The organism is Microcystis sp. LSC13-02 (assembly GCA_002282935.1).
Lineage (GTDB): Bacteria > Cyanobacteriota > Cyanobacteriia > Cyanobacteriales > Microcystaceae > Microcystis.
In genome coordinates this window covers 1-24,621 of record MTBT01000206.1, presented here as the reverse complement: position 1 = coordinate 24,621, position 24,621 = coordinate 1, and the positions used below count along the sequence as shown (strand labels likewise).

Annotated in this window: 22 protein-coding genes; 10 read left to right on the top strand and 12 right to left on the bottom strand. The window is 43.3% G+C overall.

What is annotated here, in order from left to right:
• Positions 1-176: 176 nt before the first annotated feature.
• Both trmFO and BGL89_RS12525 read left to right on the top strand, forming a co-directional pair.
• Positions 177-1,514: an FADH(2)-oxidizing methylenetetrahydrofolate--tRNA-(uracil(54)-C(5))-methyltransferase TrmFO gene (gene trmFO / locus BGL89_RS12530; RefSeq protein WP_286825986.1), complete on the top strand. Its 1,338-nt coding sequence runs from the start codon at positions 177-179 to the stop codon at positions 1,512-1,514.
• A 61-nt stretch (positions 1,515-1,575) separates the two neighbouring features.
• The gene (locus tag BGL89_RS12525; RefSeq protein ID WP_286825985.1) at positions 1,576-2,073 is read left to right on the top strand and encodes a 2TM domain-containing protein; all 498 of its coding nucleotides are present in this window, start codon (positions 1,576-1,578) and stop codon (positions 2,071-2,073) included.
• A 371-nt stretch (positions 2,074-2,444) separates the two neighbouring features.
• Here the strand turns inward: BGL89_RS12525 and mutS are convergent, their stop codons facing one another.
• The 7 genes from mutS to BGL89_RS12490 all read right to left on the bottom strand — a co-directional run bounded on the left by mutS (position 2,445) and on the right by BGL89_RS12490 (position 12,457).
• On the bottom strand, positions 2,445-5,093 hold the full coding sequence (gene mutS, locus BGL89_RS12520; RefSeq protein WP_286825984.1) for a DNA mismatch repair protein MutS: 2,649 nt from the start codon (positions 5,091-5,093) through the stop codon (positions 2,445-2,447).
• A 233-nt stretch (positions 5,094-5,326) separates the two neighbouring features.
• Positions 5,327-5,836 (bottom strand): allophycocyanin subunit beta, encoded by a 510-nt coding sequence (apcB, locus tag BGL89_RS12515; RefSeq protein WP_502692619.1) that lies wholly within the window; start codon positions 5,834-5,836, stop codon positions 5,327-5,329.
• 182 nt (positions 5,837-6,018) lie between these two features.
• Entirely contained in the window at positions 6,019-7,146 is a 1,128-nt protein-coding gene (gene proB / locus BGL89_RS12510; protein WP_286825982.1) for a glutamate 5-kinase, read from the bottom strand.
• A gap of 104 nt (positions 7,147-7,250) precedes the next feature.
• Positions 7,251-9,215 carry a single-stranded-DNA-specific exonuclease RecJ gene (gene recJ / locus BGL89_RS12505; RefSeq protein ID WP_286825981.1) on the bottom strand — a complete coding sequence of 655 codons (1,965 nt, stop codon included), beginning with the start codon at positions 9,213-9,215 and terminating at the stop codon, positions 7,251-7,253.
• 58 nt (positions 9,216-9,273) lie between these two features.
• Positions 9,274-9,915 (bottom strand): hypothetical protein, encoded by a 642-nt coding sequence (locus BGL89_RS12500; protein ID WP_286825980.1) that lies wholly within the window; start codon positions 9,913-9,915, stop codon positions 9,274-9,276.
• Positions 9,912-10,373: a hypothetical protein gene (locus tag BGL89_RS12495; RefSeq protein ID WP_286825979.1), complete on the bottom strand. Its 462-nt coding sequence runs from the start codon at positions 10,371-10,373 to the stop codon at positions 9,912-9,914. The genes BGL89_RS12500 and BGL89_RS12495 overlap by 4 nt, the downstream gene beginning before the upstream one ends.
• 74 nt (positions 10,374-10,447) lie before the next feature.
• On the bottom strand, positions 10,448-12,457 hold the full coding sequence (locus BGL89_RS12490) for an ATP-binding protein (RefSeq protein ID WP_286825978.1): 2,010 nt from the start codon (positions 12,455-12,457) through the stop codon (positions 10,448-10,450).
• A 212-nt stretch (positions 12,458-12,669) separates the two neighbouring features.
• Between BGL89_RS12490 and psb32 the strand changes: the two genes are divergently transcribed.
• The 3 genes from psb32 to BGL89_RS12475 all read left to right on the top strand — a co-directional run bounded on the left by psb32 (position 12,670) and on the right by BGL89_RS12475 (position 15,139).
• Positions 12,670-13,353 carry a photosystem II repair protein Psb32 gene (gene psb32 / locus BGL89_RS12485; protein ID WP_286825977.1) on the top strand — a complete coding sequence of 228 codons (684 nt, stop codon included), beginning with the start codon at positions 12,670-12,672 and terminating at the stop codon, positions 13,351-13,353.
• Positions 13,354-13,497: 144 nt separating this feature from the next.
• Positions 13,498-14,097, top strand: a complete 600-nt coding sequence (locus BGL89_RS12480; protein ID WP_286825976.1) for a hypothetical protein — start codon at positions 13,498-13,500, stop codon at positions 14,095-14,097.
• Positions 14,098-14,320: 223 nt separating this feature from the next.
• Positions 14,321-15,139 carry a transglutaminase-like domain-containing protein gene (locus BGL89_RS12475; RefSeq protein ID WP_286825975.1) on the top strand — a complete coding sequence of 273 codons (819 nt, stop codon included), beginning with the start codon at positions 14,321-14,323 and terminating at the stop codon, positions 15,137-15,139.
• A gap of 255 nt (positions 15,140-15,394) precedes the next feature.
• Here BGL89_RS12475 and BGL89_RS12470 read toward each other — a convergent pair whose 3' ends face one another.
• Positions 15,395-16,201 carry a DUF8623 domain-containing protein gene (locus BGL89_RS12470; protein ID WP_286825974.1) on the bottom strand — a complete coding sequence of 269 codons (807 nt, stop codon included), beginning with the start codon at positions 16,199-16,201 and terminating at the stop codon, positions 15,395-15,397.
• 81 nt (positions 16,202-16,282) lie between these two features.
• On the opposite strand from BGL89_RS12470, the gene murG reads away from it, so the two are divergent.
• Positions 16,283-17,356: an undecaprenyldiphospho-muramoylpentapeptide beta-N-acetylglucosaminyltransferase gene (gene murG, locus BGL89_RS12465; protein ID WP_286825973.1), complete on the top strand. Its 1,074-nt coding sequence runs from the start codon at positions 16,283-16,285 to the stop codon at positions 17,354-17,356.
• Here murG and BGL89_RS12460 read toward each other — a convergent pair.
• The 3 genes from BGL89_RS12460 to BGL89_RS12450 all read right to left on the bottom strand — a co-directional run bounded on the left by BGL89_RS12460 (position 17,338) and on the right by BGL89_RS12450 (position 20,592).
• A complete protein-coding gene (locus BGL89_RS12460) occupies positions 17,338-17,928 on the bottom strand; it encodes a Uma2 family endonuclease (protein ID WP_286825972.1) in 591 nt (196 codons plus the stop codon). The genes murG and BGL89_RS12460 overlap by 19 nt on opposite strands.
• A 35-nt stretch (positions 17,929-17,963) precedes the next feature.
• Entirely contained in the window at positions 17,964-18,824 is an 861-nt protein-coding gene (locus BGL89_RS12455; protein ID WP_286825971.1) for a fructosamine kinase family protein, read from the bottom strand.
• A 472-nt stretch (positions 18,825-19,296) separates the two neighbouring features.
• Complete coding sequence (locus BGL89_RS12450) at positions 19,297-20,592, bottom strand: M16 family metallopeptidase (RefSeq protein WP_286825970.1); 1,296 nt, start codon at positions 20,590-20,592, stop codon at positions 19,297-19,299.
• A gap of 328 nt (positions 20,593-20,920) precedes the next feature.
• Between BGL89_RS12450 and BGL89_RS12445 the strand changes: the two genes are divergently transcribed.
• The 4 genes from BGL89_RS12445 to BGL89_RS12430 all read left to right on the top strand — a co-directional run bounded on the left by BGL89_RS12445 (position 20,921) and on the right by BGL89_RS12430 (position 24,261).
• Positions 20,921-21,859, top strand: coding sequence for a hypothetical protein (locus tag BGL89_RS12445; RefSeq protein ID WP_286825969.1), 939 nt, complete (start codon positions 20,921-20,923; stop codon positions 21,857-21,859).
• 24 nt (positions 21,860-21,883) lie between these two features.
• A complete protein-coding gene (locus tag BGL89_RS12440) occupies positions 21,884-22,462 on the top strand; it encodes a DUF1822 family protein (protein ID WP_286825968.1) in 579 nt (192 codons plus the stop codon).
• A gap of 83 nt (positions 22,463-22,545) precedes the next feature.
• Positions 22,546-23,316: a PEP-CTERM sorting domain-containing protein gene (locus BGL89_RS12435; RefSeq protein ID WP_286825967.1), complete on the top strand. Its 771-nt coding sequence runs from the start codon at positions 22,546-22,548 to the stop codon at positions 23,314-23,316.
• A 90-nt stretch (positions 23,317-23,406) separates the two neighbouring features.
• Positions 23,407-24,261, top strand: a complete 855-nt coding sequence (locus BGL89_RS12430; RefSeq protein WP_286825966.1) for a PEP-CTERM sorting domain-containing protein — start codon at positions 23,407-23,409, stop codon at positions 24,259-24,261.
• Positions 24,262-24,382: 121 nt separating this feature from the next.
• Here the strand turns inward: BGL89_RS12430 and BGL89_RS12425 are convergent.
• Positions 24,383-24,621 (bottom strand): transposase (locus BGL89_RS12425; protein ID WP_286825965.1); only part of this gene is annotated, 239 nt, incomplete at its 5' end.

The window sequence follows — 24,621 nt, the reverse complement described above, 5'->3', positions numbered from 1 at the left end:
GTTTCCTGTTCACAAGAGGTACATTCTCAATCCTGAAAAGCTTAATCAACAAAGGTTAAAGTGTGCCTCGCAGATGCGAGAACCGCTATAAGCAATTTAAATGTCCGGGCAGCTTATTTTTTGGTGACTCGGAACTGACGCTAAAATAATCCTACTCTAGCCATTTTCTCCCAACTATGATCGATCGCCCTATTCATGTAATTGGTGGAGGATTAGCGGGGACTGAGGCGGCGTGGCAGATAGCCCAAGCAGGTATTCCCGTGATCCTGTACGAAATGCGCCCAATTCGCTCTAGTCCCGCCCACCATAGCCAATTTTTAGCCGAATTAGTCTGTAGTAACTCCTTTGGTGCCATGGCGGTGGATCGCGCCACCGGGTTACTCCATGAAGAATTACGACGCTTAAATTCTCTAGTTATTGCCCAGGCCGATCAGCACAGTGTCCCCGCAGGAGGGGCTTTAGCGGTCGATCGAGGGGTCTTTAGTCGAAATTTGACGGAAATGCTGGCTAACCACTCTCTAATCACCTTAAAACGTCAGGAGATCACGGAAATTCCCCGGGATGGTATCGTCGTTTTAACCACTGGACCGTTAACCAGTGCTGCTTTAGCCGCGGATCTGCAAAATTTCACGGGTCTGGACTATCTGAGCTTTTTTGATGCCGCTAGTCCGATTATTCTAGGGGAATCGATCGATCGATCGATCGCTTTTCTGGCCTCCCGTTACGATAAAGGTGAGGCCGCCTATCTCAATTGTCCCATGGATCGGGAACAATACCTGCATTTCTGGCAAGAACTAAAACAGGCAGAACAGGCAGAATTAAAGGATTTTGAGCGAGAAAATGCCAAATTTTTCGAGGCTTGCCTACCAATCGAAGAATTAGCCTGTCGGGGAGAAGATACCATGCGTTTTGGTCCCCTGAAACCGGTGGGATTAGCGGATCCCAGATATCCGGATCAACGTCCCTACGCAGTTATACAGTTGCGAATGGAAGATAAAGCGGGGCAATTGTGGAATATGGTGGGATTTCAAACTAATTTAAAATGGGGTGAACAAACACGAGTTTTCCGTCTGATTCCGGGGTTAGAAAAGGCCGAATTTGTCCGCATGGGGGTGATGCACAAAAACACCTTTATCAATTCTCCCCAGTTATTATCATCCAGTCTCCAGTTTAAATCGCGACCGACGCTATTAGCGGCAGGACAGTTAATCGGGACGGAAGGCTATACGGCTGCGGCTGCTGGGGGATGGTTAGCGGGAACTAATGCCGCTCGTTTAGTTTTAGGATTAGAAACGGTGACATTGCCGACCACAACGATGATGGGGTCATTATTTGAGTTTATCAGCAGTGCCGAACCGAAACATTTTCAACCGATGCCGCCAAATTTTGGCATTTTGCCGAATTTTAGCCAAAAAATCCGCAATAAACGGGAACGTTACGGTCAATATGCCGATCGCTCTTTGCAGGATTTAGAAGCATGGTTAAATCAGCTAAAAACTCCCTGTCTCGTCTAACTGTCAATCGCTAAATCGATCGCCCATAATAGAGAAGGAACCTATTTCTTTCTCTATCGCTATGCCAAACCCCGATTTTTTCCCTCCCCAATCCTACAGTCAAGAGGATGTGCAGGAAATTCTCTATTTGGCTATCTCCCGTCAAGGGGATAAGGGAGAAATTACCCGTCAACAGTTGTTAGAAATTGCCGACGATTTAGCTATTGAAGTTAAAGACTTAGAAGCAGCGGAAAAGGACTGGCAAGAGTCAAAAATGCTCAGTTATAAGCGGCAGGAATTCGATCGCTTTCGTCGCGAGGAGCTAAAACATAAAACCGTTCGCTATCTGATTATTAATAGTTTTTTTCTTACCATTAATTTAATTAGTGCGGGAACAATTTCTTGGGCAATTTATATCTTTTTGCTGATGGGTTTACCTCTTTCTCTCTCAGCTTGGAAAACTTTTCAAAATCAAGGAATTGCTTATGAAGAAGCCTTTAAACGCTGGAAAATTAAAGAGGAAATGAAAGAATCTTTTAGCAATCTTTGGACTCAAATTAAAAAGTTTTTACAGTTTTAATATTGTTGAAAAAGGAAGATTTTTAAAGGGAAAACTATCTTCTAAAATCGGGCGTTACTTTCGATTTTTTCCCTCAATTCAAGCTTTTGGGAGGTAGAATCCCCCAAACCCCGGAGCGCATTAGTTTTTCGGTGGGATGCTTATAGGTATCTTACTCCCCTCTCCCTTTCTGGGAGAGGGGTTGGGGGTGAGGGCAATTAACCATCTCTGCCATTACTTTTGAAAAATGGTATTACACGCGGTTGTTCATATATTTGTCCCAGTTTAAGGGTTACTGATAATTGTTGATTGTCGGTGTTTCTGCAAATGTGAGATGCAGCCTTTTCGTGAACCACGGAGAGACAAAGGAGACAAAGTTGAGCTTTGCACGACTACTTACTGTCATCAAAAATATCTAACTGCTGGAGAGATGGGGAATTATCTGACTTAACCGGTTTAATTTTCTTAATTCCCTGACGCAAACCGATAGCAATTTTACTATGTTTTTCGATTTGACCCATCACCTGCATGGCACGATCGATCACAGAAGCTGGTAAACCGGCTAATCTCCCCGCTTCGATACCGTAGGATTTATCCGCGCCTCCCGGTCGTACTTGGTGCAAAAATACTATCTCATGGGGTAATTCCTTGACCGTTACCTGATAATTAGCCACATTCTCTAAGATTGAGGCTAATTCGTTCAGTTCGTGGTAGTGGGTGGCGAAAATCGTCCGCGATTGCAGTACCGTGGCTAAATACTCCGCCACAGACCAAGCTATGGATAAACCGTCAAAAGTGGCTGTCCCCCGGCCAATTTCGTCTAATAATACTAATGATCTCTCCGTGGCGTGATTGAGAATATTGGCAGTTTCGTTCATTTCCACCATAAAGGTGGATTGGCCGGTAGCGAGGTCATCTACAGCCCCCACCCGGGTGAAAATGCGATCGCAGATAGAGATTTTGGCCGACTTTGCCGGGACAAAACTACCAGTTTGGGCCAACAATTGAATTAATCCCACCTGTCGCAGATAACAACTTTTGCCACTAGCATTGGGACCGGTGAGAATAATCAAGTCGGGGTATTCTAAACCCTCCTGATTGCCCAAATTAATCGAATTCGGCACAAAAAAGCCGGCCCCAAGCGATTGTTCCACCACGGGATGACGACCATCCTTAATATCGATAAGACGACCATCCGCGATTTCCGGGCGACAATATCCCTGATAAACGGCGATTTCTGCCAATCCGGCCAACACATCCAAAGCGGCGACTTTTGTGGCTACTTCCCGGATTTCTGGGGAAAATTCGGACACTTGACGGCGTAAATCGCTAAAAATCTCGTATTCTAACTTATTTAATTCATCTACTGCCGTCAGAATTATATTTTCTTTCTCCTTTAACTCGGTGGTGATATAACGTTCCTCATTGACTAAAGTTTGCTTACGCACATAATCTTTTGGGGCGAAATCGGCTTTACTGCGGGGTAAACTGATATAATAACCGAAAGTTTTGTTATAATTAACCTTAAGATTACTAATACCCGTTCTTTCTTTTTCTGTCGTCTCCAGATTCTTAAACCAATCGATTACTTCCTGATAGTCGCGCCGCAGGGCATCCAATTGGGCATCAATTCCCTCGCGAATCACCCCCCCTTCCTTCAGATGCAGCGGAGGAGATTCCACCAGATGCGCGATTACCTGCTGGCCTAATTTTTCTAAATCGGCGGGAATTTGCTGTAAAGCTTTCAAATAGGGCGAATTTCCTAAGGCGACCAAAGCCGCTAAATCGGCTAATTTGACTAAAGATGCCGCTAGGGAAAGTAAATCGCGCGCATTAGCTGTTCCTGCGCCAACACGACCGCTTAAACGTTCTATATCGTAGATTTCCCTTAATTTTTGCCGAATATCTTGGCGCAAGGAGGGATTATCCTTTAACTCTTGGATAGTATCTTGACGGGCGCGAATACCACGAGAATCTAAGAGAGGTTGCAGTAACCAACGACGTAAAGCGCGACTACCCATGGCCGTACAAGTGCGATCGATCGCCCATAATAGAGAACCATAGAAGCTACCATCGCGCACCGTTTGGGTAATTTCAAGGTTGCGACGGGTTTGCCCATCTAAAATCAAAAATTCCGAGATAGAGTAGGTTTTTAAAGGTTGTAGGGGGACTTGATTGGCTTTTTGGGTATCTTCAATGTATTCTAATAGGCCTCCGGCAGCGCGAATAGCGAGGGGTAAATGTTCGCAGCCCATCCCCTCTAGGGAACGCATTTTATAGGTGATTAGGAGACGATTTTTCGCTTCTGTGAGAGTAAAGATAGTTTGGGGACGGAGAGAATAACAAAAACTATCGGGTAAACAGGGGGGGAGATGGTCAGATTTTTCCCCTGGGCGCAAAATACGGTTTAAATCGGGGGCATTGATGGGAAAAAGGATTTCCGAGGGCTGTAAACGGGTTAATTCTAGGCTTAAAGCCGTTAAATCGCTGGCTTGGGTGGTGTAGAATTCTCCGGTGGAGATATCTGCATAGGCTAATCCCCAATTTTCTCCGGTAATCACCACTGCGGCCAGAAAATTATTCTTTTTTGCGTTTAACATTCCCTCATCGGTGAGGGTTCCGGGGGTGAGCAGTTTGGTGATAGCGCGTTCTACTAGCCGTTTTTCGGCGGCTGCTTCCGTCGAATCCTCTACTTGGTCACAAATCGCCACCGCATAGCCTTTTTCCACCAATAAACGACTATAGCGCTCTAGGGCGTGGTGGGGAACCCCGGTCATCGCGACTCTCCCAATACCTTTACCCCCTTCCTTGCTGGTGAGAACTAATTCTAATTCTCTGGAGATAATCACCGCATCCTGAAAGAAACACTCGAAAAAATCGCCCACACGATAGAGTAAAAGGGCATTGGGATAGGTTTCTTTTACCTCCACATAATGCTGATACATGGGGGTGAGTTTACTGCGATCGAGTCCGCGATAATCACGATGGGGATCTTTATTGGTAGCCGGTGGTTCTAGGGGAAAATCCGAGGGGAGAGTCATGGGTCAAAGAAAGCTGGACAATGTTTTAATCAACTGTTCCCCACCGCTTGGCTGAGTGGGAAGTTTCTGACGCTTCTTCGTCGATGGCGGTTGCCTCATGCTTCCGCACGAGGAGAACCACTTAATGGTTCCCCTTCCTGTACCTTCCCCACTCCCCTAGGCTGAGAGTGGGGACTGACGCAGGTTCGTTCAATCAAAAATTGAACGGACAAAAATGATAACTGACAACTGCATTAGATAGACACTTCGCTTAATTCGCGGGTGAGATGATCAAAGGGTTCAGCGATCAAAGAGGTGTCGGCAATACCCGCATCAAGAGCCATGGTTTGAATCATTTCGCTCATGATTTGGATACCGCGCACCGTCGGACCGATGGGAACACCGAGGGAATTATAGGTTTCCCGCAGTCCTTGCAGTACCCGCTCATCTAGAACATTAGTATCAGCAGCTACTAGGGCATAACTGGCATAGCGGAGATAGTAATCCATATCCCGCAGACAGGCAGAATAACGACGGGTGGTGTAGGCATTACCCCCAGCGCGGATCAATTCGGGAACTTCTTCAAATAGACGAATCGCCGCCCCACGCACGAGCGCCGCCGAATTAGCGTTAATTAGGGCGGCGGCAGCTAGACGGGCAGTTCCCGAGGCGAAATATTGTTTAAGATTATCGATCGCATCTCGATCGAGATAACGTCCGGTGACATCGTATTTTCTAATCAGGCTAGTTACCGCGTCTCGCATTATTAAGTTTCTCCCAACAGCAATAAAGACATTTTTGAGTTTCGCTTTATTTATAATCTCACAGGGTTGAACTTCGGGGGACATCCCTAGTCTAACTCTCTTGCTTGTCTAACAATTTGTTGTTTTTTTGAGACATTTCTTTACATTTAAGGCATTGGGTGGACTTGCTCTGAGTGGCGGAATTATCTCTTATTTGACGAGGCGCTCAAAATAACGAGATTATCCCGATGAATAATGGTTTCTGCAGCCATATAACCTAATAAACTGGCAATACGCTCGGAATGTTGACCTTTAACTCGATCGATCTCCTCACTACTATAATTAACAATTCCCCTAGCCAATTCCCGGCCTTCTTGATCGCACAATTGCACCGATTCGGAGGCGCTAAATTCCCCTGCCACTTTGGTAATCCCGGCCGCTAGGAGAGATTTTCCCCCCTGACAAATGGCTTGAATTGCCCCAGCATCGAGATAGATTTTACCCATGGGCATTAGTCCGTAGGCGATCCAGCGTTTGCGGGCGTTATCACTGCGTTTTTGGGCCTCAAAACGGGTTCCAATCGCCTCTCCTGCCATAATTTTTAAGATATTGCTGGGCTGCCCTCCCCTAGTAATCGCCATTTCTACCCCGGCGCTGGTGGCAATCCGGGCCGCTGCCAATTTAGTCGCCATACCCCCGGTCCCCCACTGACTGCCACTACTACCGGCATCGATCGATAGTTGCGCTAATTCCGCGGGACTAACTCGGGCAATGGCCGCCGCTTCGGGAAATAGCCGCGGATCGGCACTGTAGAGGCGATCCACATCGGTGAGGATAAATAACCAGTCAGCCTCGATTAAACTGGCTACAAGGGCTGATAAGGTGTCATTATCGCCGAATTTTAACTCATCGATCGCCACGGTATCATTTTCGTTGACAATGGCAATCACCCCTAATTCAAACAAAGCCTGAAAAGTATTATAGGCGTTGACATAACAGGTGCGTTCCATTAATTCGGGACGGGTCAGCAAAATTTGGGCGATCGGTTGACCAAGACTGGTAAAGAGGTCATCATAGATCCGCATCAGACGACCTTGACCGACGGCGGCGATCGCTTGTTTAAGGGCGATTTTTTTCGGTCTTTCCTGTATTCCCAGACGACGGCAGCCTACTCCCACAGCACCGGAAGATACTAATACCACCCGATGACCGGCAGCGCGCAACCGGGTGAGGACTTCCACTAAAGCGGCGATCGTGGAGAGGGATAATTGTCCAGTTTCATTATCGGTCAAACTGGAAGTACCGATTTTGATCACTATGGTTTGGTTCATCGTCAAAGGGTGTGGGGTGTGGGGTGTAGGGAGAAACAATTTATAACTTGAGAGTTAATCACACTATTAAAAACGGATTTGGTATTAGGTTTATTCAGCCAGACCTAGATAGCCAAAGCTTTGATGGCAACTTTAATTAAAGTATAAAAACGGGGTTCAGTCACGTTGACTTCTCTAGCTTGTTGCCGATTTTTGCCTAATAAACCAATTCGCTGCCCTTTCTGCACGACTAAAATATCGCCCTGTTCATTTTTGATGCGAATCTCGTTTAAATCACCCCAAAAACTACATTGATACATTTTTTCGGCGTGCATAAAAATTGCTTTTTTAATATTATTATTTTCTTGGGGTAATCGCACTCCCACTAATTCAATTTCTATAGTTGTATTGCCGTTCCAAGTATTTTCTTTTAGTTTATAGGCAATATCTAAACGATTTGGCAAAGGACAATATTCGCCCCAACGCCAAGCTAATGCCTTAATTCTGGTATCATCGCTTTGAGCTAGTAATAATTTTAAATGATTTTTTCCGATAGTTTTCTGTTCCACTACCCGCACGTTAGGAGTCCAAAAAACGGGTAATTCATTGCCAATTCCCCAGGGTTGCAAACTATCAATTTGTTGAAAAAGTTCGAGAGTAATTTGTTTAAAGTCAATGATAGTATCAATTTTAATTAAAGGTTTTAATTGTTCTATTTGTAAAATTTTGTGAGAAAATTGACTTAATCTTTGTTTAAATGCTAGTAAATTAGGTGTGGGTAAACTAAAACCCCCCGCCATTTTATGACCACCAAATTTTCCTAGTAAATCTTGGCAAAATTGCAGGGCTTCAAAAACGTGAAATTCTTCAATTCCTCTGGCAGAACCGCGAATTTTACCCGTATCTTCTTCCTCGTAAGTACCGATAAAAACTGGCACTCCGTAGCGTTCCACTAGACGGGATGCCACAATACCAATTACCCCATGATGCCAATCTTTTTCGACTAATACTAAAACTCGATCTTTTTGCCAAAGAATCGGTGTTTCTTCGACTAATTTAATCGCTTCTTCTTCTATTTTTTCGCACAATTCTTGACGGGTACGATTAATTTGTTCGCACTGCATCGCTCTTTCTAAGGCAATTCCCGCATCATCGGTGGTTAATAATTCAATAACTATCTGGGGATCACCAATTCTGCCAATTGCATTAATTCTCGGTCCCAATTTAAAGCCAATATCATCCGGTTGTAATTGCTTTTGTTCCTCGCTAATTCCCGCTATTTGCATCAGGGATTGAATCCCGACTAATTGGGATTTGGGTAATTTTCTTAAACCCCGTTTTAACCAGCGACGATTTACCCCGATTAATGGGGCTAAATCTGCTATAGTGCCTAGGGTAAATAATGCTAATAATGACTCGGTTAATCCCTGTAATTTACCCATTTTTTGGGCAGTTGTCACCGCTAAAATATAGGCGACTCCCACCCCCGCTAATCCCTGATAGGGAGAGTTCGGAGTTAATAATTTTGGGTTGAGAATAGCGGAGGCATTTGGTAAAATTGGCGGCAGATCGTGATGATCGGTGATAATAACTTTTAATCCTAATTCTATCGCTAGGGCGATCGGTTCGTGAGCGGAAATACCATTATCAACGGTGAGAATCAATCCGACTCCCGATTCGGCAAATTCTTCGACAATGCGCTGATTGATTCCGTATCCCTCTTTCATGCGACTGGGAATTGCATGATTCACGTCCGCGCCGAGATGTCTCAAGGCTCTTAGCAGTAAAGATGTACTGGTCATGCCATCGGCATCGTAGTCCCCACAGATGGCAATTTTATCGCCTCTAGCGATCGCTTTTACTAATAAATTGACACTTTTTTCTAAGTCGGGAAATTCCCCCAGGGGAGAGGGTAAGGTATCCGCTTCAGGATCTATATAAGTTTTAGCTAATTCGGGGGTATCAATACCGCGATTAATTAAGATAGTTGCTAATAAGGATGATAGTCCCATTTCTCGCGCTAACCCCTCGATTTTTTCGGGATTAGCTGCGGCAATATACCAGCGTTGGATGGGATATTTGTAGGCCATTTTTTGTTAAGTAAAAAGGTGGGGTGCGTTAGGGCAGCGTAACGCACCAAAAACAAGGTTAAAAGCGGATTTGGATGGCCCCAGCAGGAGGTTGAAAGGGGAGATTATTATTATTAATTCTCAGGGGAGAAGCGGGAACTACCTGCACATTTGGGGTGGTGGGTTGACTTTCGTTGGTACTCAGTAAAGTCAATTGATTAATACTAGGATTAATCGCAAATTGTTGGGTGATAACTCCCGACGGACAACAGGAAGGATCCCGGGGGAGAAATCTTCTCATGTTGACGGTGATCATACCATCTTTGGCACTCAGATTATCGACAATTACTCGATCTGCTAACAGGACGGTATCGGTGTTAGTGGCAGTACCGTTATTATCAATCACTAGGGCTAAATAATGTAATTGCTGTTGATCTCTGGTAATCACTCTTAACACGGCAATCCCATCAGTCCTTTGATCATTATTATAGTCCCCCATCAAAGCTTCTCGACTGACTTGCACTCCTAAAATCTGTCCCTCATTGGATTGAAAAATACCATCGCTGACAATTACGGAACCCCGATTGGGAATATTATAGACGGTGTTTCTTAAATTATCCACGCTCAGGGGTGTAGATTGGGCAAGTAAGGGCAGAGAATTATTGAATAGTAAACTGATACCTAGGAGGATAGATTGAGGTAAAACTGCTAATTTAATCATGGTTGTAATGGATTGGGTATATTTTCTTGAGTATCGAATAACCGCACGTTATTGATGGTACAAACCATCCCCTGTTGTGCTGCTAATTTATCTCGCCATTGGCTTAATTGTTGTTGACCATTACTACCATTTAACCAGTAAACTGTCAAGAGGCCGAGGGTTTGTTCTGGTTCACAGGAAAAGCCGAGAGTTTGATCGGGTATATCGGTATTTCCTTCACCACATTGCCAACCTTGTTTTTCAATTAATTCTTTCCAACCTTTCTCTTCTTTGGCAGCCACAGCAATGCGTTGATCTCCTCGGTTACAAAGCCAATTTTTCTGCTGGGTGGGATCATTGGGTAGATCACCAAGATTGGGGGAATTTTGCTTAATTGGTGGAAGCGAGGGGACTTGAGCTTGAACAGAAAAAATCGGCAGTATTAACCAAGTGCCGATGAGCATTTTTAACAGTTTCATCTTTTAAAATTGCCATATTTAGGGATTTATGCCTTTAGAATATCACGTTTTTGAGATATAGATAAAATACTCTCTTAAGATATGTTTAAATCTCTAATTATGGTTTCGATCGCATCAAAGGAAAATTCTCCGGCTAACTGTTGTAAACCTTGGGCAAGGATAGCATAATCGGCGGGAATTTCTGCGGTTAGGGCGATAATTTTTTCATCATCACATTCTCGCGCTGCTTGTTGCAATTGTCTAATCCAGACGGGACTGATTAATTTTAATAGCGATTGCAGGGAATCGAGGAAAACAGGCGAATAATTGGGTTGATTTGGCTCATTATCGGCATAAATATATTTTAATCCTAGATATTCGCTCATTTTTTGCCAGATAACTTCCTCTCGGAAAGGTTTACGCACGAAATCATCACAACCGGCGGCAATAACCAAGGCGCGATCCTCTTCAAAAGCGCTGGCAGTTAGGGCAATTATCACCGTTTTTCCGCGATTATCAGCCTCTAACTGCCGAATTTCCCTAGTTGCTTCGTAACCGTTTTTCACTGGCATTCTCATATCCATCCAGATAAGATGAGGTTGCCATGCTTGCCAAATTGCGATCGCTTCTTGACCATTAGCGGCCTCTTGCACGGATAATCCTAGGGTAGCCAGGAGTTTCAGCAACAGCAAACGGCTTTCTGGTCGATCATCGACGACTAATATGCGATATTTAGGCTGATTTTCGGCTAAAGCGATAACTTTTGCCCTATTGGTTTCTGTTTTTATCTCATTTTCTCCCACCAAACCCACCTGAATATCAAAACTAAAAATACTTCCTTGACCCAGAATACTACTAACTCCGATCGCACCTCCCATCAACTCAACAAATTTTTTACTGATAGGTAAACCCAATCCTGTCCCCTGTTGGGATTTTCGTCCCGTTTCCGTTTGGTTAAAGGGTTGAAATAGCTTATAAATCTCCTCTGGAGCGATTCCTGCGCCTGTATCTTCAATTTCCCAGACCAATCGCTGATAATCTTCTCTTTTCTCCCCTAATTTTACCCGGAGAGTTACCCCTCCCGACTCAGTAAACTTCAATCCGTTACCCAAGAGATTGATTAACACCTGTCGCAATTTACTTTCATCAGTACATATATATTGAGGCAGCTCGGAGCTGCGATCAAAAATTAAGCTTAAAGCTTTTGCCTGCGCTTGTGAGCGTAGCATTTCGGCAATATTATCTAAAAGAGCGTATAAATCAAAATTACTAGGATTAAAAACCGTTCTTCCCGCTTCTATCTTCGACATTTCTAGAATATCGTTGATTAACTCTAATAAATGTTCTCCGCTACGATTGACAATTTCCAAATATTGCCGATATTCACTGCTGACGCTGCTATCCCGGTATATTAAGCGAGTAAAACCCAAGATAGCATTAAGAGGAGTGCGTAATTCGTGGCTCATGTTAGCTAGAAACTCACTTTTAGCTTTATTTGCCTTAACTGCCGCTTCTTTAGCCTCTTTTAATCCTTTTTCCGCTTCATATCTACTTTGTGCGATCGCAATTAATTCTCCCACCAACCGGACAAAGGTGACATCTTCCTTCGTCCATTGCTTTTCTGCACTTGCATCCAATCCCAGATAACCCACCGTTACCCCACAACTATCCCACATGGGAACGATTAAGAGACAGGGAGTAGAACTATGAGCGAGAATAGTTCTTTCAGGGATAGCAGTAGCGGGTAAATCGTCTAAAGAGTTCAGTTTAACTGGAATACCGTTTAATAATTGTTCAGAAAACCAGGGAAAGGTTTCCGTCGAGAGATTTTGTGATTCTTCCCGAATCGGGATAACTTGCGGATAGTCGGGGTGACAGCATTCATAAACCATACTCCACTGCTGACGACAGGTGGAATATTGAATAATGTAACAGCGCGCACTCTGGGTAAATTGACAGAGCAGTTCTAGGGTATGATCGATCGCCAAGTGGATATCTTGAGAAATTAGTAATCTTGTCACCTGCGAGAGCAAATTATCGCGATATGCCTGCATTTCTAGGGCTTTTTCCCGTTTTTTAGACTCTAGTTCCTCAAAATCACTCATAATCAGTTATCAGTTATCAGTTATCAGTTATCAGTTATCAGATGTGAGTTATCAGTTATCAGATATGAGTTTTCAGTTATCAGATGTGGGTTTTCAGTTCACTGTTCACTGTTCACTGAAAATACTCCCCATCACCCCGTCTCCCGTTTCCCGACTCAAAAAACAGGAAACTTTTCCCCTATTATGTTCTATAGGAATTTTACCGAATCAATATGCTCAAATTATTAGCTTCTCTCCTTCTCTCCTGCTGTGTAGCCTTGGGTGTTTCCCTATCACCGGCTGCTGCCATGGGAGTCTATGACCTCCCTATTTTAAGCTCCGGAGCGCCCACTTATGTGGTCGATCCCGTTTCGGCCATTAGTGCCGCTAACGAAGGAAAATTAAATAAAGATCTGAAAAACCTCGCCGAAAAAACCGGCCAGGAAGTGAGAATGGTGGTAGTCCGGCGCTTGGATTACGGTCAAAAAATTGACAATTTAGCCGATGATATCCTGAGAGAATGGTATCCTAACCCCGAGGATCGTGCCAATCAAACTATCATCGTTCTTGATACTTTAACCAATAAAACTGCTATGCGGGTTGGGGAGGAAGCAAAACCCCTATTAACCGATGCTATTGCTGATAGTATCCTCTCGGAAACTATGGCAGTTCCCCTCAAAGATGGGGGAAAATATAATCAAGCTTTACTCGATGCTAGTCGTCGTCTAACGGCGGTACTTTCTGGAGAAGCAGATCCCGGACCGCCGGAAGTAGCGACAATTAATATCGAAAGTACCTTTACTACCGCAGAAGAAACTGACGATAAAAGCGCCACAATTTGGGTGATAGTTTTACTGGTTTTAGCCACAGTAATCCCGATGGCTACCTATTTTTGGTACGCTGGTTTTGGTCGATAAATTAAATTAATTATCTGGGACTGATACAGCTAAAATATTCTCACAGATAGCTCAATTCTCAGCCTGTATGAGCAAGATGAAGTAACTTCTAGTAGTAGATTTTAGTTGTGTCAGTTCACCCCATTTGCTTAACATTAATAACTAATGTCTAAACTGGTAAATAAATTACAATCCTATTATCGAGAGGAGGAAGGAACTTACTTAATTGAAATTAAACTTAATCAGTTACAGCAAGTCTTTAATTCTCTCGATCCTTCGCCATTCTTAGATAGAGATTTAGACGATAACGCCGAAAACTATATTATTAACTCTGTGGATGACTTCCCCCTAAATACCCCCCTTAAATTAGTCTTTTATCTTCCCAGTAACGAACAGAATACCGCCCGACATCTGTTACCCTCAGCTTTACATAATTATTTTGACTATCGCCAACAGGGAGAACAAAGAAAATTACGCACAATTTGGCGACAAGGACGCATATCTTTGATAATTGGTCTCTCCTTTCTTTTTGTTTGTTTGAGTCTCAGCGAATTAATTAGTCGTTTCGGCACCGATACATTTATTCACTTCTTAGAAGAAGGATTATTAATTAGTGGTTGGGTGGCCCTCTGGCGACCTTTAGAAATTTTTCTTTACGAATGGTGGCCTGTCAGTTATCAACAAAAGATTTTTGCTAAACTGGCCTACATTCCCATTGAAATCCGTCTATTAAAGGAACCATCCACCCCCGACTCTTTTCGATAGAGCGAATCCTCCCGATGGCTTGTCTTCAAAGTTACAAAGCTTTTAGTTGAGGCGGTTTATAATAAAAGTAACTCTGTACAAAGCTTATCGGTTTTCAGCCCGGCCATTACTTTCTCCTCAAACTTTTAACCAAGTAGTCGGGCATAACTTTTTTCAGTCTGGCGATTATTTGCGTTTCATCCCGACAAATCCCGACAAAATTACTATCTAGATAGGAGTCCTAATGTTAATCCGTGTTGGTTATGAATTTGGCTTTGATGCCCCCTTACCCGTGGTCATGTTGTTAAAACTTTATCTACACCCCTCAATTTTAGATCAAGTTAGACAATCGGAAAATTTGCAGGTGGAACCGGCAACAAAAATAGAAGAATTTTTAGATAGCTTCGGTAATCGAACCAGTCGTCTAATTTTACCCGACGGACAGATACGCATTCACAATGAAGCAGTTATCGAGAATGAATGGAAACCCGATATCGTTAATTGGAATGCCCAAGAAATTCCTTTAGCAGAGTTACCAACCCAAGTTTTTCCCTACCTAATGAGTAGCCGTTATTGTGAAGTAGATTTGCTTTCGGAAATTGCCTGGGAACTTTTCGGACAAACTCCCCCCGGTTGGGCAAGGGTACAAGCGGTTTGTGATTGGGTTCATAGTCACATTCGTTTTGGTTACGAATACGCGCGGGTGACGAAAACCGCCTATGATGTCTATCGGGAAAGAACGGGGGTTTGTCGCGATTTTAACCATCTAGCTTTGACTTTTTGCCGTTGCTTAAATATTCCCGCCCGTTATGCCTCTGGATATCTCGGAGATATCGGTATTTCTCCCCAACCTCTACCGATGGATTTTAGTGCTTGGTTTGAAGTTTATTTAGACCATCAATGGTACACCTTTGATGCTCGTCATAACACCCCCAGAATCGGGCGGATTTTAATGACTCGCGGCTTAGATGCCGTCGATGCTTCCCTAACAACGTCTTTTGGTCAAGTAAATTTAACAAAATTTAAAGTATGGACGAGCGATGTTTCCCACCTCTATGGTTAATCAGAGTATTTATAGCGGTTCTCGCATCTGTGAGTTACACTTGAACCTTTGCTGATTAAGCTTTTTAGGATCGATAATGTATCTCTTGTGAACAGGAAACGCTATATTAAACCTCTTGCATAATTAATTTTTGAGGGTTCAAAAACGGCAAAAATAAGGATTAAATTGCCTGAAAGTGCCAGTCATTGGAGTGAACGGGGGGAATAAAACCCTACACCCCACCAACAAGCTTTTTCAGCAAAACCCAGATAAAAATTACTTTTCTACCTTAACCCGTTGAGTAACGACAACAATCCCATCTCCTTGAATTAAAATCGCCGATAACCAACGATTTTCCGGTGTTGCCGGGGCTTTTACCCGCTTAAATAAACCGCCGGACTGTAATAATTCCAATTCTAGAGGCTTTGTATTAATATAACGCTCAATATCTACTTTCTCATCGATCGCCGTTCCGGCCAATAAATCATCCCCTAAAGGTTCGCGGATAATCACATCAAAATCAAATTCTTGACCCACTTTCACCCTTTCGGGAATTCTCACTTGAACACTGGGGGGATTTTTGCCCGTGCTTAACTCGACTCTCTCGCTTAAAATCTCCTGATAAACAAGTTTATTGCCTTGAAATTGTTGACGAGAACGAATCGTAGCATTCATTCCCACCACTCGTCCCTGCACCTTTCCCGTCCCAGTAATTTTAGTAATTGTATTGGCCGTTAACTTATCACCGGAACGACTCCAAGATTCGAGAGTCGTGGTGTATTTTAGATTGTTATAACGTTCCCAAAAATGAGTTAAAACCTTTTTAGTTTTTTCGTAGGTCAAGCCATCGGAATTAGTAAATTTCGGACTATAAAACTCCATTAATTGCTTGATATCTCGCTCGTTAGCCGCCGTTTCGATTTTGGAGATAAGCGTTTTTAAATTAGCCGGAGCAGTTTCTGGCTTTTCGGCTCGCAGGCCGGTAGCGAGGGTGAAAGTTAACCCCAAACCTAACAGCAACGATAGGGAAAAATTGAGGGATTGACGAAAAAATTTATCGGGGATTGTGTTCAAGTTACGCATTAGTGATAGTTTGTGTAAGGATCGATCAATAACTATGGTAGATTATTTCATTCTAGGGCTGAATTTTCCCTCTCTCGAATTATGGCACGCACTCCAACCCGTCTATTGATTGCCGCTAGTGGTACTGGTGGTCATTTATTTCCCGCTTTGGCCCTGGCCGAGCGCTTGCCGGATTACGAGATTGAATGGTTAGGAGTTCCAGACCGTCTCGAACAGTCCTTAGTTCCAAAAACCTATCCCCTGCACACCATTCCCATTGAGGGATTTCAAACCCGTTTGGGGTTAAAAACTCTCAAGATTCTGTTCAGTCAACTGCGGGCCATTTGGCAAGTGCGTAGTTTAATCAAAAAACGTCAGATAGCGGCAGTTTTTACCACCGGGGGTTATATCGCAGGCCCGACCATTTTAGCGGCTCGTTTAGCCAATATTCCCGTCATCCTACACGAATCTAACTACATACCGGGCAAAGTCACGAAAGTTCTCGGTCGCTGGTGCGATACGGTCGCCCTCGGTTTTCAGGGAACCGCCAGCTATTTACCCGGCACTCGCACCACTTGGGTTAGTACACCAGTACGAGAGCAGTTTCTCATTCCCCAGTCCCTAGATTTACCGATTCCAGAGACTGCTTTTTTGATTGTCGTTGCCGGTGGTTCTCAAGGGGCCGTGGCTCTTAATCAAATTGTCCGGCAAAGCGCTCCCCAATGGTTAGAAAAAGGAATTTATATCGTGCATCTCACGGGAGAAAACGACCCTGAAGCGGATAGTTTGCGCCATTCTAACTATTTTTCCCGGCCTTTTTACGACAATATGGCGGGATTATGGCAAAGAGCTAATCTGGCTATCAGTCGCTCTGGAGCCGGCACTTTAACAGAATTAGCGATCACTTGTACGCCTTCGATTTTAATTCCCTATCCTTTTGCTGCCGAAGACCATCAGTTCTACAATGCCAAAGTTTTCGCTGAAGCTCAAGCCGCTTATCTTTATCGTCAAAATGAGTTAACTGCTCAGTTTTTAAGCGAATTAGTCCTCGATTTATGGTCTAATCCCGAAAAATTGGCCGCCATGGCTCAACAAGCTTCCCATCTAGCCATTAGTGATAGCGCCGATTTATTAGCCGATTTGTTGAGAAGAAAGAGTCAAAAAGATAGTTTGTGAAACAAGTCGGCCACGGGAAAAGTGAACCCCGGAACCACCTCTTCCCCCTCCAGAAAATCTCCTGATGTTAATAATCGCTGCGGTTCGTACCCAGAACGATAAACTAAGACATAGTGTTGACCCGGACTGATAACCCAGAGCAAACGAGTACCATTGGCAAAATATTCGGCAATTTTGTCCTCAATTTCTGCCACTGTATTGCCAGGAGAGAGAATTTCTACCACTAAATCTGGCCCACCTTCTAGAAAACCCGTCGGCAATTCTTCCAATCCTTGCAGACGTTCCTTGGCAAAAAAAGCTATATCGGGAGAACGTTTATTGCCATTTTTCATAGTAAAAGCAGTGCTGGAGTCCAATAATACACCTAGTTTTCGAGATGTTACTAAACCAAATAAAGCAGCACTTAAAAGAATGGCAATATAACCGTGTAAAGCCCCAGAATTACCCATATTAGTTAACTCTCCCTTGACCAATTCGTAACGATTACCATCGTCGGGTAACGCCATAAACTCTGCATCGTTACATACTTTTGTCGCTGGAGTTTTTATCACAGTATTTTCTCGAATAGACATAATTTATCCTCAGCAAAGATTCACAAGTAAAACCCTTAAAGAATTTCCTGTAACATCCGATTGGCCTGGGAAGCGTAACCACCACCAAATAAATTAAAGTGATTGAGAATGTGGTAGAGATTGTAAAGAGTTTTGCGCTGTTGATAACCGCCATCGAGGGGGAAAACATCGTTATAACCCCGATAAAAAGCCGCCGGAAAACCGCCAAAAAGTTCCGTCATGGCTAAATCCACCTCCCGGTCTCCCCAATAGGTGGCAGGGTCTAAAATTACCGGTTCCCCATCGACGGTAATGGCCGCATTTCCCGACCACAAATCACCATGGACGAGGGAGGGATGGGGTTGATGCTGACTCAAAATCTCGCTAATAGCGGGAATAACTTGATCCTCGTCGGGAAAATTGCCGCCGCGCTCCTTCGCAAGTCTTAATTGATAGCCAATACGCTGATGAGCGAAAAAATCCGCCCAACTGTTACTAACGGTATTAATCTGGGGAGTAGAACCAATGGTATTATTACACTGCCAACCAAAGCGATCGGACAGGGAAACTTGATGTAAACGAGCTAAATTTCGCCCCATTTTTTCCCAGCTTTGACTATTGCCACCGCCGAATTCTAGCCACTCTAGCACTAAATAACTAGATTTCTCGGCAATTCCCCAACAAATTGGCTCCGGAACCCTGATAGTCTTGCTAGCGTGAATTTGCTTTAATCCTAAAGCTTCGGCAGCAAACATGGCCTCTTGGTTCGCTTGGTTAATCTTAACGAAATAAATTAAACCATTGCCAGTGACGGCATAACCCTGATTGATACAGCCACCACTAACGGGACGACTTTTCTCAATTTCAAAAGGTTTTTCCGTGGTTTGGGTAATATGTCGAGCAATTTGAGTCCACATAGGTTATCAGTTATCAGTTATCAGTTATCAGTTATCAGTTATCAGTTATCAGATGTAAGTTATCAGTTATCAGATGTATAGCGGTTCTCGCATCTGTGCGGCACACTTAAACCTTTGCTAATTAAGCTTTTCAGCATTGATAATGTACCTCTTGTGAATCAGAAATGCTATAAGTTATCAGTTATCAGATGTAAGTTTTAAGTTAATTAGGGTTTGCTGAATAAATCTAAAAACCTTATCCAACAAGGTTTTTAGACTTTTTTTCCCTCAAAAAGTGCCGACCCTTCGAGTGATTGGGGGGAAAATTCGAAAATGGGTAAAACCCCACACCCCACACCCCACACCCCAACCCCCAACCCCCAACCCCCACCGAAAAACTTTTTCAGCAGACCCTAATTAGTTATTTATTTATCTTCATCTTTATCCCTGATTACTGATTACTGATTACTGATTACTGTTTACTGATTACTGTTCACTGTTTACTGATTGGTCTCACCACAACCACACCGTAAGCTTTGGGATTTAAATACTCTTGAGAGGCATTTTGAATGTCCTCTAAAGTGAGAGCTTCAATGTGTTGGGGATAACAAAAAGCTGGTTGTAAATCACCGATCTGAGTATGATAATAACCGTAAAGGTTGGCTCGATCGCTCGGTCTTTCGTTGCTAAAAATAAACCGATTGGCCACTTGGGTTTTGACTCTTTCCAGTTCAGAAACTGTCACAGCTTCCTGTTGAATTTGTTCAATCTGTGCTACTACCTCTCTCTCCACTTGCTCGATATTTTCCGAGGCTAATTGGGCCGACACGGAAAACACGCCTTGCACTGCTTGGGACATATTACTGGCAGTTATTTGGGAAACTAAGCCCTTTTCTTGGCGCAGAGACTGAAATAATCGCGATACCTTGCCCTGACCGAGAATAGCCGCTAAAACATCGAGAGGATAGGTTTTTTCTAAGTCTCTCAAACCCGGCACTTTCCAAAATAGGATTAAGCGGGCCTGCTGCAAATTTTCATCCTCGTATTCTTGACGGATAATCTGGTTAAAAGGAGCTTCGGGCTGTAGATTAGCGATAGGATGGGAAATAAGCCCAGAATTGCCCTTACTGCCTAAATTATCTAGAGAATCCCTCACAATAGCCATTAAATCATCTACAGGCAAATTACCCACCACCGCCACCGTCATCCATTCGGGACGATACCAAGTCCGATGAAAATCGCGCATTTGTTGAGGAGTAAGATTTTCAATCACTTCCGTCGGCCCCAACACCGGACGACGATAGGGTAAAACTTGAAAACAAGTCTCCATGGTGCGATAAAAAGTGCGACGACGGGGATTATCCTGAGAACGACGAATTTCTTCTAAAATAACCTGTCTTTCCCGCTCAAAAGCTTCATCGGGAATTAAAGCTTCTAAAACCACTTCTAGCTGGAGCGGGGCCAGATGGGCGAAGTCCTGCGGGGCAGTGGTAATGTAATAATGGGTGTATTCTTGGCTAGTAGCGGCATTAGTCACCGCTCCCCTCGATTCGATCGCCCGTTCAAATTCACCACTGTCTAAGTTACGGGTTCCCTTAAAAACCATGTGTTCGAGAAAATGAGCCATCCCATTGATCTGATCCGATTCTAAGGCCGAGCCGACCTGCAGCCAAACATTGAGATTAACCGCTTCTACCGGTTGACTTTCGGCAATAATCGTTAAACCATTGGCAAGACGGTGCAGAATCGGAGTGTTAAGTGTGGCAGGTTTCCCTAGGATAGCCGTCATTCTTTATTAGTCCTCGGTGATCACTCTGGCAAAAATTGTCACTTTTCTCTATTGTAGTCCCAGACTTTCACAGAGCCAACAAGATCAGGTGTTGGCCAGCAATTCCAAATTCAGAATGTAGCAAAATTGATCGAGGTAGGGTGTCGCTAGCGCCAGTGAACGCACCGTTAATGGAGGCTGCCGGGATATTCATTCCAAGAAATCGCTTTAGTCAATCAGGGGGTTGACCGTCAATTAAATTTCTAAAATATAAAGTTTTGTAACAACTTGAGACGTTCGCAGGAGTTTGAGGTGATTTCTTTTATGAAAGCAGTTGAGAACATCATCTATGCCGTTAACCCAACCCTGTTTCTCCTCTTCTGAAGTTCGTTTGAATTCCATGGCCTCCCATCGCCATCGGGGAACTTCCCTGAAGCAAACCGATGATGATGAGCTGCAATACCTCGCCATGCAAGCGCGTTCCTGTTCTAGGACAGTGGGTTTGCAGCAGCAACCCGCGATCGCTCGGTTACTTGATGCTCTGCGATTATCGGGTCGGCTACGGGGTCGAGGTCATTATTCTGTAGAGGTCTATGAGGATGCGGTTAATCGAACGTTATGTTGGGTTGCTTTCCACCTCGACCAGTTCGATCCTGACCGGGGCAATTTTCTGGATTGGGTCAACTATCGCCTGGATATTCTGTTGCGGGAGGCATATACCGAAACCCTTGACCCGCTGGTCAGGGCGCAGAAGCAGCAACTGATTCGTCGCAAGTACCAACTGACGGCAATGAGTAGTCAAGTCGGTAAGGTTGGGCTGGGATTCTGGTTAACGTTGCAGGTTAAAGGGATCGCGATTAATCAGCAAAACTTTGTCTGGTTGGCGGTTCTCTGTCGGTTATCTGGGCTAAGAAGGGCTAATCGGGCTTTGGGCGATCGCGTTTTTCTGGATCTGGCAAGGGCAACTTTATCGGTATCGCCTCTACAGCAGGTGAGCGGTGAGTCTGTTGTCTTTGAGAATTTGGCTCAGCCAGAGGAACAGCTTTGTTTGTCGGAGTTGATCGCTGAGTATATTGAGTCTGATCCGGAGTTGTTGTCTCGCCATCATGTCCATAATTGCCCGAAGGCGACTTTGAAGGCAATTTTGAGGGCGCGATTGGAGGCGCGATCTTGGCAGGAGATTGCGGATTCTTTTAGCTTGACGGTGGCGGTGGTGAAGAATTTTTTCTCGCGCCAGATGAAGACGGTTGCGCCTTTAATCGGACAGGAAATTCTGTCTTATTTGTAATTTTTTTAAGGAGGTGAATAGCTTTTGAAAAACTCACTGGCTGAGTTTGCAGGGATTTTTGTGGAAAATTTAAGTTTCCGATGGGGGGAAATCAAGATAATGCCTACAGGAATTAATCATAGTTCTGTATTTTTGATTGCTCTAGGAAGGGAAGCCCATGAAATCGCGGATTACTTTTGTCAACAACATTCGGATTTTGCTCTAGCAGAACAAGTTTATCTCAATACTTTGGCTGTGTATGCGGTCAACTGTTGCTTACGATCTCTGGGTATTGCCACAGATTTGGAAGCGAGTGATAGTTGGAATCCCATCATGCGATCTCGTTTAGCTGTAGCGGATTTGGTGGTGAGGGATAAGGGAAAAGTTGAATGTTGTCCTGTGATGCCGGGTGAGGATTTTATCGAGATTTCTGAGGAGGTTTTATCGGACAGAATTGGTTATGTTTTTGTGGAGATTAATGCTGAGATGTCTGAGGGTAAGGTGTTAGGTTTTTTGGAGAAAGTCGTTGAAACTAAGTTAAGTCTTTTGACATTGCTTTCTCTGGATGATTTGCCAGCATATCTTGAGAAAATCAGTCCTCCACAATTAAGGTCTCAAATTTAATTAAGGCTGAGTTTTTGAAGAGTAATCTATTTCAGTTCGATTGTCAAAGTTTTGAAGTAATCAAATTAAGGAGAAAATTCATCATGAATCGTCTAATTTTTCACGCATCAATTACAATGGTTACTGGTGCTTCGCTATTATCTTTCATCGGAATAAATTCTGCTCAGGCAATCACACTTACCACATTTTCACCCATCGGTTTTAGTGACGCGATCGCGGGAATAACAGGATTTCAGATTGAAGACTTTGAAGATACCACTCTAATTCCTGGACTATCAATAGAATGGAAATCGCCAGATCTTGGTCCCGTTAGTAGCTTACCAAAGACTTATAATCCCATTACTATTGACGGTTTAACTGGCAATACTTGGGATGGTAATTTAACCTTGAATAATAATCGACAAGGTTCGTATCAACCAACCCGGACATATTCAACAACAACCTTATCTTTTTCCAATAAAATTATATCCATTGGCTTGGGAATTTCCAATCTAGAATTCACTGGCTCTAATAGTTCTACCTTAATTGTAAATGGTGTAGATTTTGCCGACTTTGATAATTTTGCTCCAGCACCACTACTAGGTATTTTCAGTAGAAGCATCTACATTCGATTAGATGCTTCTACTAATGAAACCATTAATTCAATTGGTATTCGTGGTGGCTCAGGTGATTTTCTTATATTCGATCGTCTGGCAATAAAATCTGTCGCACAGCCTCCCAAAAGCGTTCCAGAACCTTCTAATATCTTGGGTTTAGGTTTACTCGGACTAGGTTTAGCCGCAACAAAAGTAAAAGGTGTCCTATCAAAAAAAACAAAGTCACCAACAGATAAGCTCCAAGAACCAGACAGCTAAATTAAACCAGATTAATTTGGTTTAGCTTTCTTAAAGAGCCGCTTGCTTTAGTTCGATTACCAAACAATAAATTCAAGGAGAAAATTCATCATGAATCGTCTAATTTTTCACGCATCAATAACAACGGTTACGGGTGCTGCACTATTATCCTTCATCGGAATAAATTCTGCTCAAGCAGTAAGCATTACATTTTTTCCATCTACTGTATTCTCATCTAACCCTACAATCCTCAATCAAAATGTAGGTATTACAGGATATACAATTGAGGACTTTGAAGATAAAACTCTAATTCCTGGTTTAAGTATTACTTATTCTGGAGGAGTTTTTACATCAACGATTACAAGTCTTCCTAATCTTTCAAATACGTATTTTCAAAGCTGGGATGGTCAACACACATTATTTAATATTCCTAGTAACCAATTTAGTAATGGTATATATTGTCCGAGTACAGAATGTGCAAAACTTACTACGCTTAATTTTAGCAGTAGCATTATATCAGTTGGAATTGGGCTTTCAGGGTTTCAATCTTTAAATCCCCCACCATCTTCTCCAGGAGATGTTCCAATAACAAATCATCGCCTCTTCATCAATGGCATACCTTTTTCACAAACAATTGAACAGCTTGCAGGAGCAAATTGGAAATCGGCAACACTTCAACGTAATGCTTACTTGCGTATTGATGCACTACAAGGAGAATCGATTTCCTCGATAGGATTTGAAAATATAACGACATATCCAATTGCAAATCCAGTTACAGAAGATTTACTTGAATTTGATCATCTTGCAATAAAATCTGTCGCACAGCCTCCAAAGAGTGTCCCTGAGCCTTCTAATGTCTTTAGTCTAGGATTACTAGGATTAGGTTTAGCCGCAACAAAAGTAAAATGTGTCCTATCAAAAAAAGCAAAGTCACCCACAGATAACTCTCAAACAACAGACAGCTAACCAAGATTAATTGCAGTAGGATAAACGAGTCTATCCTACTGCATAATCCGTCAATTGTCGAAGTACAGGAGGATGAAAGCCAATGACAATATCTTGGCTCTTCGTTACTCTTTATGCTAAATCAACAGACAAGATGCCAAGATAACATACTTCTAACCCAAAAATTCTGAAAGTTTCTCAAGCCATAGCCTCTCCGTTTTATTAGTTTAAGTTTATTGTTGATTCCCTCGACCACCCCATTCGTTGTCCTTTGCTCGAAATAACTAATAATTTCTCCAAACCAGTTTCGGATTGTTTGACAACTCTTGGTAAAAACACTGGAGGATTTTGCCAACCATTCCGAGATGGATAGCATTCCCT

What these genes read in the sequence shown, in the direction of transcription:
- BGL89_RS12475 (WP_286825975.1), top strand. Translation starts at nt 14,321, where the DNA reads ATGTTAATCCGTGTTGGTTATGAATTTGGCTTTGATGCCCCCTTACCC.
- murG (WP_286825973.1), top strand. Translation starts at nt 16,283, where the DNA reads ATGGCACGCACTCCAACCCGTCTATTGATTGCCGCTAGTGGTACTGGT.
- BGL89_RS12490 (WP_286825978.1), bottom strand. Translation starts at nt 12,457, where the DNA reads ATGAGTGATTTTGAGGAACTAGAGTCTAAAAAACGGGAAAAAGCCCTA.
- psb32 (WP_286825977.1), top strand. Translation starts at nt 12,670, where the DNA reads ATGCTCAAATTATTAGCTTCTCTCCTTCTCTCCTGCTGTGTAGCCTTG.
- BGL89_RS12500 (WP_286825980.1), bottom strand. Translation starts at nt 9,915, where the DNA reads ATGATTAAATTAGCAGTTTTACCTCAATCTATCCTCCTAGGTATCAGT.
- proB (WP_286825982.1), bottom strand. Translation starts at nt 7,146, where the DNA reads ATGAACCAAACCATAGTGATCAAAATCGGTACTTCCAGTTTGACCGAT.
- BGL89_RS12430 (WP_286825966.1), top strand. Translation starts at nt 23,407, where the DNA reads ATGAATCGTCTAATTTTTCACGCATCAATAACAACGGTTACGGGTGCT.
- trmFO (WP_286825986.1), top strand. Translation starts at nt 177, where the DNA reads ATGATCGATCGCCCTATTCATGTAATTGGTGGAGGATTAGCGGGGACT.
- recJ (WP_286825981.1), bottom strand. Translation starts at nt 9,215, where the DNA reads ATGGCCTACAAATATCCCATCCAACGCTGGTATATTGCCGCAGCTAAT.
- apcB (WP_502692619.1), bottom strand. Translation starts at nt 5,836, where the DNA reads ATGCGAGACGCGGTAACTAGCCTGATTAGAAAATACGATGTCACCGGA.
- BGL89_RS12470 (WP_286825974.1), bottom strand. Translation starts at nt 16,201, where the DNA reads ATGCGTAACTTGAACACAATCCCCGATAAATTTTTTCGTCAATCCCTC.
- BGL89_RS12435 (WP_286825967.1), top strand. Translation starts at nt 22,546, where the DNA reads ATGAATCGTCTAATTTTTCACGCATCAATTACAATGGTTACTGGTGCT.
- BGL89_RS12525 (WP_286825985.1), top strand. Translation starts at nt 1,576, where the DNA reads ATGCCAAACCCCGATTTTTTCCCTCCCCAATCCTACAGTCAAGAGGAT.
- BGL89_RS12460 (WP_286825972.1), bottom strand. Translation starts at nt 17,928, where the DNA reads ATGTCTATTCGAGAAAATACTGTGATAAAAACTCCAGCGACAAAAGTA.
- BGL89_RS12455 (WP_286825971.1), bottom strand. Translation starts at nt 18,824, where the DNA reads ATGTGGACTCAAATTGCTCGACATATTACCCAAACCACGGAAAAACCT.
- mutS (WP_286825984.1), bottom strand. Translation starts at nt 5,093, where the DNA reads ATGACTCTCCCCTCGGATTTTCCCCTAGAACCACCGGCTACCAATAAA.
- BGL89_RS12445 (WP_286825969.1), top strand. Translation starts at nt 20,921, where the DNA reads ATGCCGTTAACCCAACCCTGTTTCTCCTCTTCTGAAGTTCGTTTGAAT.
- BGL89_RS12495 (WP_286825979.1), bottom strand. Translation starts at nt 10,373, where the DNA reads ATGAAACTGTTAAAAATGCTCATCGGCACTTGGTTAATACTGCCGATT.
- BGL89_RS12450 (WP_286825970.1), bottom strand. Translation starts at nt 20,592, where the DNA reads ATGACGGCTATCCTAGGGAAACCTGCCACACTTAACACTCCGATTCTG.
- BGL89_RS12480 (WP_286825976.1), top strand. Translation starts at nt 13,498, where the DNA reads ATGTCTAAACTGGTAAATAAATTACAATCCTATTATCGAGAGGAGGAA.